This is a genomic window from Rhizobium sp. TH135, assembly GCF_002855515.1.
Taxonomy (GTDB): Bacteria; Pseudomonadota; Alphaproteobacteria; order Rhizobiales; family Rhizobiaceae; genus Allorhizobium.
The window spans coordinates 634,078-648,882 of the sequence record NZ_PKRP01000002.1 but is presented as its reverse complement, the minus strand read 5'-3'; the positions used below and the strand labels follow the sequence as shown (position 1 = coordinate 648,882).

The 14,805-nt window shown below is 62.7% G+C and carries 12 protein-coding genes; 4 read left to right on the top strand and 8 right to left on the bottom strand.

Annotated elements, in window-relative coordinates; all coding sequences use genetic code 11:
* Nucleotides 1-263 precede the first annotated feature (263 nt).
* The 3 genes from C0V73_RS08090 to C0V73_RS08080 all read left to right on the top strand — a co-directional run bounded on the left by C0V73_RS08090 (nucleotide 264) and on the right by C0V73_RS08080 (nucleotide 3,980).
* Nucleotides 264-1,067, top strand: coding sequence for a TlyA family RNA methyltransferase (locus tag C0V73_RS08090; protein WP_102019462.1), 804 nt, complete (start codon nucleotides 264-266; stop codon nucleotides 1,065-1,067).
* The gene (locus C0V73_RS08085) at nucleotides 1,064-2,314 is read left to right on the top strand and encodes a class I SAM-dependent RNA methyltransferase (protein WP_102019461.1); all 1,251 of its coding nucleotides are present in this window, start codon (nucleotides 1,064-1,066) and stop codon (nucleotides 2,312-2,314) included. Before C0V73_RS08090 ends, C0V73_RS08085 begins: the two co-directional genes overlap by 4 nt.
* Nucleotides 2,315-2,417: 103 nt before the next feature.
* Nucleotides 2,418-3,980 (top strand): heme peroxidase family protein, encoded by a 1,563-nt coding sequence (locus C0V73_RS08080; RefSeq protein WP_102019651.1) that lies wholly within the window; start codon nucleotides 2,418-2,420, stop codon nucleotides 3,978-3,980.
* 40 nt (nucleotides 3,981-4,020) lie between these two features.
* Here C0V73_RS08080 and C0V73_RS08075 read toward each other — a convergent pair whose 3' ends face one another.
* The 5 genes from C0V73_RS08075 to C0V73_RS08055 all read right to left on the bottom strand — a co-directional run bounded on the left by C0V73_RS08075 (nucleotide 4,021) and on the right by C0V73_RS08055 (nucleotide 10,431).
* The gene (locus tag C0V73_RS08075; RefSeq protein WP_102019460.1) at nucleotides 4,021-4,842 is read right to left on the bottom strand and encodes an alpha/beta hydrolase; all 822 of its coding nucleotides are present in this window, start codon (nucleotides 4,840-4,842) and stop codon (nucleotides 4,021-4,023) included.
* 106 nt (nucleotides 4,843-4,948) lie between these two features.
* Nucleotides 4,949-5,254: a hypothetical protein gene (locus C0V73_RS08070; RefSeq protein WP_102019459.1), complete on the bottom strand. Its 306-nt coding sequence runs from the start codon at nucleotides 5,252-5,254 to the stop codon at nucleotides 4,949-4,951.
* A 191-nt stretch (nucleotides 5,255-5,445) separates the two neighbouring features.
* Nucleotides 5,446-7,536 carry a methyl-accepting chemotaxis protein gene (locus C0V73_RS08065; protein WP_102019650.1) on the bottom strand — a complete coding sequence of 697 codons (2,091 nt, stop codon included), beginning with the start codon at nucleotides 7,534-7,536 and terminating at the stop codon, nucleotides 5,446-5,448.
* A 185-nt stretch (nucleotides 7,537-7,721) separates the two neighbouring features.
* Nucleotides 7,722-8,483, bottom strand: coding sequence for a crotonase/enoyl-CoA hydratase family protein (locus C0V73_RS08060; RefSeq protein ID WP_102019458.1), 762 nt, complete (start codon nucleotides 8,481-8,483; stop codon nucleotides 7,722-7,724).
* Between the two features lie 169 nt (nucleotides 8,484-8,652).
* Nucleotides 8,653-10,431 (bottom strand): acyl-CoA dehydrogenase, encoded by a 1,779-nt coding sequence (locus tag C0V73_RS08055; protein ID WP_102019457.1) that lies wholly within the window; start codon nucleotides 10,429-10,431, stop codon nucleotides 8,653-8,655.
* A gap of 401 nt (nucleotides 10,432-10,832) precedes the next feature.
* Here C0V73_RS08055 and C0V73_RS08050 point away from each other — a divergent pair, with 401 nt between their 5' ends.
* Nucleotides 10,833-12,746, top strand: coding sequence for a PhoX family phosphatase (locus tag C0V73_RS08050; protein ID WP_102019456.1), 1,914 nt, complete (start codon nucleotides 10,833-10,835; stop codon nucleotides 12,744-12,746).
* A gap of 109 nt (nucleotides 12,747-12,855) precedes the next feature.
* Here C0V73_RS08050 and minE read toward each other — a convergent pair whose 3' ends face one another.
* From minE to minC, 3 genes are read right to left on the bottom strand one after another with little or no spacing between them, the layout of a single operon-like run.
* Entirely contained in the window at nucleotides 12,856-13,116 is a 261-nt protein-coding gene (gene minE, locus C0V73_RS08045) for a cell division topological specificity factor MinE (RefSeq protein ID WP_006726700.1), read from the bottom strand.
* Nucleotides 13,113-13,928 (bottom strand): septum site-determining protein MinD, encoded by an 816-nt coding sequence (gene minD / locus C0V73_RS08040; RefSeq protein WP_102019455.1) that lies wholly within the window; start codon nucleotides 13,926-13,928, stop codon nucleotides 13,113-13,115. The genes minE and minD overlap by 4 nt, the downstream gene beginning before the upstream one ends.
* A 29-nt stretch (nucleotides 13,929-13,957) precedes the next feature.
* Nucleotides 13,958-14,728 carry a septum site-determining protein MinC gene (gene minC / locus C0V73_RS08035; RefSeq protein WP_102019454.1) on the bottom strand — a complete coding sequence of 257 codons (771 nt, stop codon included), beginning with the start codon at nucleotides 14,726-14,728 and terminating at the stop codon, nucleotides 13,958-13,960.
* Nucleotides 14,729-14,805 lie beyond the last annotated feature (77 nt).

Genomic DNA, 14,805 nt, shown 5'->3' with positions numbered 1-14,805 from the left:
AACCGGAGGGCTTCTAATCCTGCAGGCCTGAAGGAGGAGGAGGAGGGCCCGCAGTGTTTTGTCGGAGCGCGCTGCTTGGGAGGGGATGATCGCATTGCGCCGGCCAGTGAACATTAGCTGCAATTGCTTAAAGCATCGCTAATGAAACCTGGAATGGCCATCCCGTTGAAAATCGCAACCCTGTTTGACCTGGAGTGACCGGTCCTGAGGCCGGACCGCGAAAAAGACTTGCGCGGCGGCGCATCTCACCGCATTGACGGGGCATGAAGAAGCTCCCAGAACCCCAGCGCCTCGACCAGCTCCTGGTCGCCCTCGGCCTTTTCGCCAGCCGCTCCCGCTCCCGTGACGCCATCCAGCGTGGCACGGTGAAGGTGGACGGCAAGGTGGTGGCGAAGCCCAGCCTCGTCTTTGCCGCCACGCACCAGTTCGATATCGACGATCCTGCCCAGGATTACGTCTCGCGCGCGGCGCTCAAGCTCGACGCCGCACTCGACCATTTCAACCTCTCGCCAGAAGGCTGCCACTGTCTGGATGTCGGCGCCTCCACCGGCGGCTTTACCGAGGTCCTGCTGAAGCGTGGCGCAGCACACGTGACAGCGATCGATGTCGGCCATGACCAGCTGCATCCGCGGCTTGCCAGCGATCCACGCGTGACCAATCTGGAAGGATTGAATGCGCGTTACCTGGAGCCCGAGGACTATGACGATCAGCCTTTCGACTTTCTCGTCTCCGACGTCTCGTTCATTTCGCTGAAGCTGGCACTGGCCCCTGCCCTCGAGCAGGCCGAGCCTGGCGCCCATTGCCTGCTGCTGGTCAAGCCGCAGTTCGAGGCCGGCCGCGAAGCGATCAGCAAGGCGGGGCTGCTGAAAGAACCGGAGACCGCACCGGTGGTCGCCGCAGAACTGGAGCGCTGGCTGATTGAAGACATGGGCTGGACGAGCCTCGGTCTCATCCCCTCCCCGATCGCTGGTGGCGATGGGAACGAGGAATTCCTGCTTGCCGGCGTAAAGCCTGATGATGCCGACGATGGCGACGACGATCAGGACGACGAAGAGGACGCAGCATGAGCGCCGAAACCGTCACGATTTCGAGCCTCGGCGCCAAGGGCGACGGGGTGGCGCATGGCGCCGATGGGCCGGTCTTTGTGCCCTTCGCGCTGCCCGGCGAAACGGTCTCAATCGCGAAGGTGAAGAACGAGGGCACGATCATGTCCTTTGCCAGTACCTCGCCCGATCGCGTTCAGCCGCCTTGCAAGCATTTCGGTCCTGATGGCGTTGGCGGTGTATGCGGCGGCTGCTCGCTGCAGCACATGGCCAAGCCCGCCTACAATGCCTTCAAGCGGCAGGTGCTGATCGATGCCCTGAAGTCGAAGGGGATCGAGGCGCCCGTGGGCGAGATCTTCGAGGCCCATCCGCATCAGCGCCGCCGCCTCGTCTTCACTGCCCGTCGGCGGGAACAGGGCCTCGTCATGGGCTTCATGCAGGCGGAAACGCATCATGTCGTGCCGGTCGAGGAATGTCCCATCGCGTCGGACGGGCTGATCTCCCGGTTGGACGCGATCAAGATCATTGCCAATGCCTGCGGGGCCGAGCACTTCCGCATCACCGTGACCGAGACGACGACCGGCCTCGACATCTCGCTCGATGGTCTGCGCGGCGGGCTGGGCGACCAGGAACGGCGCGCGGTCACCAATGCTGTGATCAAGCTCAAGGGTATCGCCCGCGTGTCTGCCAATGGCGAGATCGTCATCGAGCCGCACAAGCCACTGCTCGACTTCGCCGGGGCCCGTGTGGTCCTGCCGCCGGGTGGCTTTACCCAGGCGACGCACGAAGCGGAGGAGCACATGGCGGCACTCGCGGTTGCCCATATCGGCAAGGCGAAGAAGGTCGTCGATCTCTTCTCCGGCGTCGGCACGTTTGCGCTTCGATTTGCCCGCACATCCTCCGTGCTCGCGGTCGAATCCGACGAGAAGGCTGTGAAGTCGCTGGATCTTGCCGCCCGCAATACGCAGGGCCTGAAGCCCGTGACGGTTGAGCGGCGCGACCTCTTCCGTCGTCCGCTGATGACCTCGGAGTTCAAGGGCTTCGATGCCGTCGTCTTCGACCCGCCACGGGCAGGTGCCGAAGTGCAGTGTGCGGAACTCGGAAGGTCACAGGTCAAGAAGGTCGTCGCGATCAGCTGCAATCCGCTGACGCTTGCCCGTGACCTGTCAATCCTGATCGCGGGCGGCTACCGGGTCGACAAGGTGACGCCGATCGACCAGTTCCTCTGGTCTCCGCATGTCGAGGCCGTCGCAACGCTCAGCAAGGGCTAATCCGCAACCGCAATCAAAGGTTGCTTTCGGTTTCTTGCGCCATTCCTGATTTTATCCTTTGATCCCGCTATTCATAAATAACGGGATCAAAGGGGGAATGACGATGTCTGAAATCGCAGCCCATGGGCATGGCGTTCGTGGAATGAGCCGCGAATCCCTGCAGGCGCTTGCCGGCAATGCCGATCCGGGCAAATTCGGCAAAATGTTTCCGCGGCTGGCGCCGCTGCATGCCGAGGATGATGCCCTCTTCAAGCTCGCGAAGGCGATGCGGGACGAAAAGGGTGACACGGGCGACCACCCGACATTGCCGGCCGGCTATACCTATCTCGGCCAGTTCGTCGACCACGACATCACGCTCGACACCACACCGCTCGACAAGCAGCGCGCCGATCCGCTGGCGACACAGAACTTCCGCACACCAGCGCTGGATCTCGATTCCCTGTATGGGGACGGCCCGGGACTGCACCCCTATCTCTACGCCAAAGATGCGGTCGGCAAACCGCCGGGGCCGAGATTTCTGATTGGCAGGGCCGATGCCTCGGCAGGCTTTGCCGGTACGATCCCGGCGCTGCCGAACGACTTGCCTCGTAATGCCCATGGGCGGGCGCTGATCTTCGACGAGCGCAATGACGAGAACCTGCTGGTGGCGCAGTTTCACCTTTTGATGCTGAAGTTCCACAATGCCGTAGTCGACCACCTCGAGAAAACCAATTCCGGCCTGAAGGGCATGGCGCTCTTTCTGGAAGCACGGCGCATCGTCACCTGGCACTATCAGTGGATCGTGCTTTTCGATTTCGTCGAGAGGCTGACGGAGCCGGGATTGATCCGCAAGATCAAGCATGAGGGGCGGCGCTTTTATCGTTTCCGCAGTCGCCCCTATATGCCCGCAGAGTTCGCGGCGGCCGCCTATCGCCTCGGGCATTCGATGGTGCGGGAAGCCTATAGTCACAACGCGGTCTTCCGACCCGACGGGTTTACGGACGGCACGCTCGATCTGATGTTCAACTTCACCGGAAAATCCGGCCAGATCGTCGGCGAACTTGCGCCGGAGGTGCCGCCCGGCCCGGTTGGCCCCTTGCGGTCTCTGCCATCCAACTGGGCGATAGACTGGCGCCGTTTCTTCGATCTCGAAACGCGGCCTGAAGCCGATTTCACGCTTAATCATGCCCGCAGGCTCGATCCGCTCATCGTGCCGGCGCTGCATACACTGCCGGGCCACCCGGACGACATGGAGACGGTTGCCGCCCGGGAGTTCGTGCTGCCCTTCCGCAATCTGAGGCGCGGATCGCAGATCGGACTGCCCTCGGGCCAAGATGTGGCGCGCGCCATGGGTTTCGAGCCGCTGAGCGACATGCAGCTCTCGCGCGGTGCCGATGGCGAGGCTGCCGCGCAGAACGGGTTCCTCAAGGCGACGCCGCTCTGGTACTACGTCCTGAAGGAGGCCGAGCAGTTGCATGAGGGATTGAGGCTCGGGCCTGTCGGATCAACGATCGTCGCCGAGACCTTTCTCGGGCTGGTGCATGGCGATCAGAATTCCTTCATCTGGCAGAGATCCGACTGGACGCCGCATTTGCCATCCAAGACGCCCGGGCATTTCACCATGGCGGATCTCGTCACCTTCGTCGACGACATCAATCCGGTCGGTGACGGCAGGGGGGAAGATTGATCTGGGGGCCTCCCCGGCGTGACCGGGGAGGCCCAATGGCTCAGCGGCGCAGGAACGCCAGCACGTCATCGATGAAGCGTTGCCTGTGGGTGGCAAAGAGCCCGTGGGGCGCACCCTCATACTCAATCAGCGTGGACTGGTTGATACCGGCTGCCGCGGCACGACCTGCGGCATCGATCGGCACCGTCTTGTCGTCCGTGCCATGGATGATCAGGGTCGGCACGTTGAAGGCGGCAAGATCCGGACGGAAGTCAGTGGTCGCGAAAGCCTTGGCGCAAGCGAGCGTCGGCTTCAGCCCCGCCATCATCGCCTGGCGGACGGACCAGTCGAGCACCTCGGAGCTGACCGCCTTGTCGAACATGCCGACGCCGTAGAAGTCCTTGAAGAAGCCGGCAAAGAAGTGAGCGCGATCCTCGACCATGCCCTCCGTCATCTCGTCGAAGGTCGACTGGGGCGTGCCGTTCGGATTGTCCTCGGTCTGCAGCATATAGGGCACTACAGAGGACACCAGGACCGCGGAGCGCAGGTTGGCGCCACCGTGGCGGGACATGTAGCGCGCCACCTCACCGCCTCCCATGGAAAAGCCGAGAATTGTCGCGTCATTGGCTCCGGTCGAGGCGATGACGTCGGCCAGATCGTCTGCCATCGTATCATAGTCATAGCCGTTGAACGTCTGTTCCGAGCGGCCAAAGCCACGACGATCATAGGCAATGGCGCGCATGCCTGCATCGGCGATCGCCATCGACAGATCATCGAAGGTGTCGGCGGTCAGCGGCCAGCCATGCAGGAGGATAACAGGGCGGCCCTGCCCCCAGTCCTTGGTATAGAGTTCGATACCGTCACGGGTCTTGATGCGGGGCATGGTCACGTCCTTTTCTGTTTCGAGACAGGACGAACGGCTGCTACCCGCAGCAGGTTCCTAACGAATGTCGCGGGCTTCCAGAAACAGAGAACCCGCGTATGGCCATTCAGTAGGTGAGAAGCGTTCCGGAGCCGGTGACGTTGGCGCAACGGCAGCGGCCGCCGACGCGACCGGGTTTTGCCGGGCAGGACACCTGCCCGCCGCCACCGACGCTGCCGGACTGGTCGACGACGCAGATGTAGCGCTGCGGGCGGACGCCTTGGGTCTGGCGCGGAGTCTTATGGGTTTCGATGATGACGCCATTGGTATCATTGATCAGCACGTAGGGAGACTGGCCGCTTGCCAGCGTTTCGGCCGATGATGGGGAGACGATGAACAGCAGGCTGAGTGCGACACAGAACAAACGCAACATGAAAACCTCGATAAGACGGCTTGATTTCGACGGACCGCGATCAGATGGGACGCGCAGCAAAAACCGAACGCCCGAGATAGCCCAGAGTTGGAGAGACTAGCGGCAAAGACTGAACACAGGCTGAACCATATCTTGCCTGAAACGGAAAACGGCGCCACGCGGGCGCCGTTCCCAGGCTAAGCAAGTGCTGATCAGGCGGCGCGACGATGGCCAGAGGATGTGCCGGAGGCCCGCTCGTCGATGCGGAACTGGTTGAGCAGAGCCGTGAGCGCTGCTGCTTCCTGGGCAAGGCCGTGGCTGGCTGCCGTCTGTTCCTCGACCATGGCGGCGTTCTGCTGCGTGCCCTGGTCCATGGTGTTGACGGCAGTGTTGATCTCCTGCAGGCCGGTCGACTGTTCGCGCGAGGCGGTGACGATCGCGTTGACGTGGCCGTTGATCTCCTGGACCTCGCGGACGATAACGTCGAGCGCCTTGCCCGTCTCGTTGACGAGTTCGACGCCGTGCTTGACCTGGGTACCGGAGGCGCTGATCAGGGTCTTGATCTCCTTTGCAGCGTTCGCAGAACGCTGTGCGAGTTCACGGACTTCCTGGGCAACCACGGCGAAGCCCTTGCCAGCTTCACCGGCACGCGCGGCTTCGACACCGGCGTTCAAGGCGAGCAGGTTGGTCTGGAAGGCGATTTCGTCGATGACGCCGATGATGTTGGAGATCTCGCCGGAAGACTTCTCGATGCCCTGCATGGCATCGACGGCCTTTTCGACGATTTCACCTGACTTTTCGGCGCCGGCACGGGCACGGGTCACCAGCTGGCCGACTTCTTCGGCACGGCGGGCGCTGTCCTTGACGGTGGTGGTGATCTCTTCGAGGGCGGCAGCCGTCTCCTCGACCGAAGCTGCCTGCTGCTCGGTGCGGCGGGCGAGATTGTCGGCAGAGGAGCGGATTTCGGCAGCACCGCCATCGATGGCGCGGGCGTTGCGGCCGACGGTGGCCAGCGCATCGTGGAGCTTTTCGACGGAGGCGTTGAAGTCGACGCGCAGGCGGTCGAGGTCGCCGGCAAAGGGCGTTTCAATGCGCGATACGAGGTCCCCATTGGCAAGGCGACCGAGGCCATCAGCCAGCGAGTGGACCGCGAAGGAAACCTGCTCGGCTTCGCGCGTCCTTGCGGCTTCGCGTTCGCGGCGCTCCTGTTCGGTCATGGTGCGGGTTTCATCCGCTTCGCGGGCCAGGCGACCGCGCTCGATGATGTTGTCGCGGAAGACGGCAACGGCAGCGGCCATCTGGCCGATTTCGTCCTGCCGGGCGGTGCCCGGAATTTCGGCCGAGACATCGCCGCCGGCGAGCTTGCCCATGACGCCGGTCATGTCGACCACCGGACGAACCACGAGGCGCGACAGCAGGGCTGCGAGAATGCCGATCATGGCGACGACGCCGACGAGGGTGGCGACGGCTGCGGCCGTTCGGAATTCGCCGATCGCGGCGAAGGCGAGATCGCGGTCGATCTGCACACCGAGATACCAGTCTTCGCGCGGCAGGCCCTTGATGGGCAGGAAGGAGACGAGGACGTTGGCATCGGCGAAGGTGGTTTCCGTGATGCCGGCGCCAACTGCGGGTGTCTGGTTCGGGAAGGCATCCTTCAGCGTCTTGGTAACGAGGTTGCCGTCACGATGGACGAGGATCGTGCCGTCCTGCTTGACGAGGAAGGCAGAGCCCTTGCCGCCCATGTCAACCGAGTTGACCATGTCGACGAGCGAGGTCAGCGAGAAGTCGGAAGCGGCAACGCCGTAGAGCTTGCCGTCCTTCTTCACCGGAATGGCGGCACTGATGATCAGGTTGCCGGTCGAGGCGTCGGCATAGGGGTCGGTCAGGACCATCTTGTCCGCCTTGACGGCGTCCTGATACCACGGGCGCTTGCGCGGATCGTAGCCTTCCGGCAGCGGCTGGTTCGGCACGCTGGTGAAGACGCCCTGCTCGTCGCCGACATAGGTCGACATGAATTCGCGGATCAGGACCGGGTTGTCGAATGCGGCGGTGATGGCAGCCGCATCGGGCGCCTTGGCTGCGGCATTGCCGGCAAGCTCGGTCAGCATCACACGGGCGCCAAGCCAGTTCGCGATACTCTGCGAGGCCTGGAGACCGGAGCTATCGATCTCGCTCTTGACGGCCGCACTCGTCGCGTTGCGCTGGAGGCTGTCGATATAGAAAGAGAAGCCGGAGAGGGCAGCCACCACCACGAGGGAGGCAACCACCAGAATCTTGGTCATCAGGTTGGAACTGGTCTTCACGGTACGGTCCTGCAAAAACTCTTCGCGCCACTTCGGCGCGAGGGTCACGGGGCATTGTGTGATCACGGCACCATCATGGTGCAGGAACGGTGGATTTGCCGCTCTCTCACAGATACCCCGCAGGATTTAACGGGTACTTAAGCGAAGTCCGAAAAATAAGTAGGCCTCACATACGGCCGACGGTTTTATCCGCGGCCCTTCATGAAGGCTTCGAAGGCGGAGCGAGCTTCGGCGCTTTTCAGCTGGGCGACGAAATGCACGAGCTCTTCCTGCATGCGGGTTCGCACCTCGTCAGCGCTGCCCTTGACCAGAGCACGGGCGATCTTCATCGCGGCTGGCGGCTTGGACGCGAGCGAGGAGGCAATCTTCATGGTCTCAGTCTCGACCTGATCCGGCGAGACGACCTTCCAGATGAGACCTGCCTCTCGGGCCTGTTCAGCGGAGAAGCCTTCGCTCGCGGCGAGCATGGCAAAAGCGCGCTGGTGGCCCATGATGCGCGGCGCAATCAGGCTGGAGGCGGCTTCCGGCACCAGCGCCAGATCGACAAAGGGCGTCTTGAACAGGCTGCGGTCGGAGGCAACCGTCAGGTCGCAATGCATGTGCAGCGTCGTGCCGATGCCGATCGCGAGACCGTCGACGCCGGAGACCAAAGGTTTGGTGACTTCGGTGAGCGCGCGCAGGAGGCCGAAGGCGGCGGGTTCGCCGACCGCGCCGGCCATGGCGAAGCCGAGGAAATCGGCCATGTCGTTGCCGGCGGAGAAGCAACCCTCGGTGCCGAGGAAGACGATGGCGCGGATCGTGTCGTCCTGCTCGCCCTCCAGCAGACCTGCGGTCAGCTTCTGGTACATGGCCTGCGTGATCGCGTTCTTCTTGTCCGGACGGTTGAAACGCAGGACGAGGACGCCGGGATGGGCTTCTGGGCGGGTGATCTGGATGTGGTCGGTCATGGGCGGTCTCCTTCTCTTCTCCCCAGCGGGGAGAAGTACCGAGCGAATGCGAGGCGATGAGGGGGTCTTGCGAGGCTTCGCCTCCCCCTCATCTCAAGCGCAAAGTATTGCGCTGAGGCCTTCGGCCACCTTCTCCCCGCTGGGGAGAAGAGGACCCGCGGCCAGCGTCTTATGCAAACAGCGCGCGTGCTGCTTCCAGGCTCGCAGCGCCGTTGACCACACGATCCTTCAGCGCCGCTGTCTCGGCGATCAGGTTCTCGGCGGCGAAGCGGCAGAGCGCCAGGCGGTTGTCGCGACCGTGGTCCTCGTCGGCGAGCGCACCCTTCGCGAGGTAGACACCGGTCAAAGCCAGACCGAAAAGGCGCTGGTAGGGTGTGGCGCCTGCGAGCGCTGCAGACGCGTTGCCAGCGGCGAGCTGCGAGAGCAGCCACTCGGTGGCATCTTCGAGATCCGACAGGCTCGCGTCGAGGCGGGCGGCGGTCTCGCCAAAACCTTCGAGATTGGAGGCGCGCACGGCGTTCACTACCTGCTTGAGTTCGGTGATGTAGCCGCGGACATGGTTGCCGTTGGAAAGCGGCAGCTTGCGGGTGACGAGGTCTGCGGCCTGGATGCCGTTGGTGCCTTCGTAGATCGGGGCGATGCGGCTGTCGCGCCAGTAGCGGGCGGCACCAGTTTCCTCGATGAAGCCCATGCCGCCATGGGTCTGGATGCCGAGCGAGGCGACATCGACGCCGGCATCGGTGGCGAAGGACTTGGCGATCGGGGTGAGCAGGGCTGCGCGTTCGGCCCAGTGGCGGGCCTCGTCGCCGTCAGCGTGGTGGCTCATATCGGTGGCGTGCGCGCAGACGTAGCAGATTGCGCGCGAGCCCTGGGTCAGCGCCTTCATAGTCACCAGCATGCGGGCGACATCCGGATGTTCGATGATCGGCGACATGCCCTGTCCGGTCCAGCCGGGAGCCTTGCCTTGCGTGCGGTCCTTGGCGTATTGCACGGCCTTCTGGGTGGCGGCTTCGCAGATGGCGACGCCCTGCATGCCGACGGCGAGACGAGCATTGTTCATCATGGTGAACATGCAGGCAAGGCCCTTGTTCTCCTCGCCGATCAGCCAGCCGATTGCGCCGGCTTCATCGCCGAACTTGCCGTCGCCATATATCATGGTGCAGGTCGGCGAGCCGTGGATGCCGATCTTGTGCTCCAGCGAATGGCAGTGGAGGTCGTTGCGGGCGCCGATTGAGCCGTCGTCGTTGACGAGATACTTTGGCACGAGGAAGAGCGAGATCCCGCGTGTGCCAGCGGGTGCGTCGGGAAGACGCGCGAGAACGAGATGGATGATGTTCTCGGTGATCTCGTGTTCGCCCCAGGTGATGTAGATCTTCTGGCCGAAGATGCGGTAGGTGCCGTCATCGCGGCGCTCGGCGCGGGACTTCATGACGCCGAGGTCCGAGCCGGCATGGGGCTCGGTGAGGTTCATGGTGCCGGTCCATTCGCCGGAGACCATTTTCGGCAAATACTTCGCCTTCAATTCCTCGGAGCCGTGCGCAGTCACCGCGTCGACGGCGCCCATGGTAAGCGTCGGTCCGAGCGCAAAGCCCATCGAGCCGGAATTCCACATCTCAAGAGCGGCGACATTCAGCATATGGGGCAGCCCCTGCCCGCCGAAATCTTCGGACGCTGTCAGTGAGTTCCAGCCGCCTTCGGCCCAAGCACGGTAGAGATTGTCCCAGCCATCGGGAACGACGACCTTGCCATCGACCATGCGGGCACCCTGTTTGTCGCCGATCTCGGCGAGCGGTGCGACTTCGTCGGAGGCGAAACGGCCGGCTTCAGAGAGGATGGCATCAACGAGATCGTCACTCAGCTCGCCCAGCTTGCCGTCTTCGATGGCCTTTGTCAGGCCGGCGACATGCTTCAGGGTAAACGCGATCTCTTCAACGGGCGCCTTGTACATGACGTGCTCCTCCAACTGGCGTATGGTTCAAGGCCACGCCCAGTCTCCACCCAGGAAGCGCGGCACATTCTTCCCTTTGGCTAATTGATTTTTACGTAAACGTCAAATCTTTTGGATGCGGCAGGAGGTCTCGTCCACCGTCGGCAAGCGGGCACCGAAAGTTCGAGGACAAAGTCTCAAACAAAGATGCGTGAAAGCTGGGCTGCGACGGAAGCGCGGATCGACGACAGCGCCAGTGAAAGACAAACAGCGACAAGGACTTGAAGACGAGAGGACCGCGGGCATCCTCGGGTCGCATCAATGAGCAATTTGCGATGCACTCGCTTGCCCGGATTTCGTCACATCACTGTTACCCGCGATGGCTAGTCGGAGGTGAACTTCAACCCATAGGAGGCTCAGCGATGACCGAGACCAACACCAATCACCTGTCCTGGGACGAGTGGGACGAGCTGCATAATCCGCCGCCGGCCGTGACCGACTTCGACCGCGTCGTTGAACGCGCCGTCTCCCGCCGCGGGTTCCTCGGCGGCATCCTGGCCATGGGCTCTGCTGCAGCCGCCATGGGCACGCTCGGCAACCTGATGAGCTCGACCTCGGCCCAGGCGCAGGAAGCCGCATCGCGCTTCCCGTTCAAGCCGATCGCGATTGCGACCGACAACACCGTGCATGTGCCGGAAGGCTACAGCTGGAAGCCGCTCGCCAAGTGGGGCCAGCCGCTGTTCTCCAACGTCGCCGACATTGATCCGGTCAATGGCGTTTCGCTCGAGGCCTCCGACAAGGTCTTCGGCGAGAACACCGACGGCATGGAACTCTTTGTCATCGGCAATGCCCAGGTGATCGCGGTCAACCATGAATATGTGAACAACGAGACGAACCTGCCCAACAATGAAGAGGGCATGCCGAAGAGCCTCGACGACGTGAAGATCCTGCAGAACATGCAGGGTGTGACCGTCATGGAAGTGACCGAAGGCGCCGACGGTTTCGAAATCGTGCTCGACAGCAAGTTCAACCGCCGCATCCATCACAACACACCGATGAAGCTGTCCGGTCCTGCCGCCGGTTCCGACCTCGTCAAGACGGCCGCCGATCCCAATGGTGTCGACTGTCTCGGGACCTTCAACAACTGCGGCGCCGGCAAGACGCCGTGGGGCACCTATCTGACCTGCGAAGAAAACTTCAACGGCTATTTCGGCACAACCGCCGCCGACCACAAGATGCCCGACGACTACAAGCGCTACGGCATCGTGGCCGAGACGCGCTACGGCTACGAGAAGTTCGACGAGCGCTTCGACGTGGCGAAGAACCCGAACGAGCCGCGTCGCGCAGGCTACATCGTCGAGATCGATCCGTCGGATGCTTCCTCGACGCCGATCAAGCGCACCGCTCTTGGCCGCATCAAGCATGAAAACGCTGCCGTGGTCATCGCACGCGATGGTCGCGTGGTCGTCTACATGGGCGACGACGAGCGTGGCGAGTTCCTCTACAAGTATGTCTCCAACGGCATTTATGTCCCGGGTGGCGACACCTCCAAGCTGCTCGACGAAGGCATGCTCTACGTTGCCAAGTTCTCCGACGAGGGCACCGGCGAATGGCTGGCTCTGACGCCTGAGACCACCGGCATGAAGGCCGACGAGATCGCCGTCTTCACCCGTCAGGCAGCCTCCAAGGTTGGTGCCACCACCATGGACCGCCCGGAATGGGTTGCCATCAATCCGGTTGCGATCGAAGCCTATTGCTGCCTAACCAACAACTCGAACCGCGCCGTTCTCAAGGATGGCAAGATGCGCACCAATGCCGGTGGCGACGTGATGGAAATCAACGCCGTCAACCCGCGCGAAGGCAATGAATACGGCCAGATCGTGCGCTGGTACCCTGAGAATGACGACCATGCCGACGGCAAGTTCAAGTGGGACCTGTTCGCCATGGCCGGCAACCCGGTCGTGCACAAGGACGGCGCCTATGCCGGTTCGTCCAACATCAACGAAGGCAACATGTTCAACTCGCCTGACGGGATGATGTTCGATTCGACCGGTCTCGTCTGGATCCAGACGGATGGTGAAGATTCGAACGAGGGCGACTTCGCAGGCCAGGGCAACAACCAGATGCTCGCCGGCGACCCGGTCACCGGTCGTATCGAGCGTTTCATGACCGGCCCGAAGGGTTCGGAAGTGACCGGCCTCACCTGGTCTGCCGACAAGCGCACCATGTTTGCCGGCATCCAGCATCCCGACGCGCCGTTCCCGGATGGCGAAGGCAAGCTGCCGCGCTCGACGATCATTGCGATCAAGAAGGACGACAACGCCAAGATCGGCTGACGTCGCGAAAGGCAGGGCGGCACGACCGCCCTGCCCTCGTCACCCAATGACAAAGGCCGCCGACCGAGGATACCGGCGGCGGCCTTTGTCATTGCAGAGAATGGTCTGATCAGGCGGCGAGGCGCTGCGCGTTGCGCGGGATCTCGACGTCGATCTCGAGGATCGAGACGTCTTCGTCGCGGTCCATCTTGATCTGCACCTTGTCACGATCGAATTCGACATGCTTGGCGATCACGGCGAGGATTTCCTCGCGCAGGATGGCCACCAGATCGCTTTCCAGTGACGCCCGTTCATGGGCGAGCAGGACCTGCAGTCGCTCGCGCGCCATCGGGGCGGAACGCTGCTTGCGGAACAGGGAGAAAATGCTCATGCGGCCCTCCGCGCGAAGATCTTGTCGAGGAGGCCACGCTTCTCGCCAGGGATGGTGATCGGAACGGTCTCGCCGGCCAGACGACGGGCAGCGTCGAAATAGGCGAGTGCAGGCGCGCTGCGGGCATCAGCCAGCGTCACCGGAGCGCCGATGTTGGAGGCGCGCAACACGTCCATGCTTTCCGGAATGATGCCGAGCAGCGGGATCGACAGGATCTCGAGCACGTCATCGACCTTCAGCATGTCGCCGCGCTGGGCGCGAACGGCGTCGTAGCGGGTGAGCAGGAGATGCTTTTCCATGCGCTCGCCACGCTCGGCCTTGAGCGTCTTGGAATCAAGCAGACCAATGATGCGGTCCGAATCGCGGACCGAGGAAACTTCCGGATTGGTGACGACGACGGCCATATCTGCATGGCGCATCGCAAGCGTCGCACCGCGTTCGATGCCGGCCGGGCTGTCGCAAATGATCCAGTCGAAATACTTCTTCAGCTCGTTGATGACCTGCTCCACGCCTTCGGCGGTCAGGTTGTCCTTGTCGCGGGTCTGCGAGGCAGGAAGCAGGAAGAGCGTTTCCAAACGCTTGTCGCGGATCAGCGCCTGCGGCAGCTTGGCATCGCCCTGGATGACGTTGACGAGATCGTAGACGACGCGGCGCTCGGCGCCCATCACCAGATCGAGATTACGAAGACCGACGTCGAAATCGACGACGACAACTTTTTCATTGCGCTGTGCCAGCGCTGCACCGAGAGCGGCCGTCGAGGTGGTCTTGCCGACCCCGCCCTTGCCGGATGTCACGACTATCACCTTGCCCATATGGTTCTCCTGTCTGTCCCCGCTCAAGTTCACGTCATTCTCTCTGTCATGATTGCATCCCCCTCCAGCCAAAGCTGAACTGGATGCCCTTTCAATTCTGGATCCATGTCGTCGGTCATCGCGTAGACGCCGTCGATTGCAACCAGCTCGGATTCGAACTTACGACAGAATATCCTTGCGTCGGCATTGCCAACGCATCCGGCGAGTGCTCTGCCGCGCAGCGCGCCGTAGATATGGACGGAGCCACCGGCAATCACTTCGGCGCCCGACTGGACCGAACCGATGACCGTGACGTCACCCTGTGTGTAGATGACCGACTGACCGGAGCGGATGGTTTCGCGCACGATCATCGACGGGGCGGAAACCGGGCTCTGCGCTACCGTCACCTGCGGCGGCGCCTGCTCTGCCGGCTGCTTCTCCACCTTGCCCTTGGGCTTGGCGGCCGAGGCCTCCGGCGCTTCTTCGCGCGGAACCTCGTAGTCTGCGGCGGGCTTGCCGCCCTTCAACTGTGGCGGCATGCCCGGCTCGACCAGCGACGGGCGACCGCCCTCGATGCCCATGATCGAGACATTGCGCGCTGCGAGTTCGGCGATCAGCGCCTTCAACTGCGGACGGTCGATCTCGATCTCGGACACGTCCAGCACGACGGGGCGACCGAGGAAGAAGCCGGCCGAACGGGCCGCGAGATCGTCGAGACGGACAAGCCAGTCGTCGAACGGCGGATCCGGCGTCAGAACGACGGCCAGGAAGGATCTGCCCTTGATGCGGATGGAGCGGGGTTCGGTTAGCACTTTGGTCATCTACGTAAACAAATCGTTGATGAAAGGAGTAGCGCCGATTTGGTTAACAAATGGTTAACGCGGGGATTTTGCCGTTA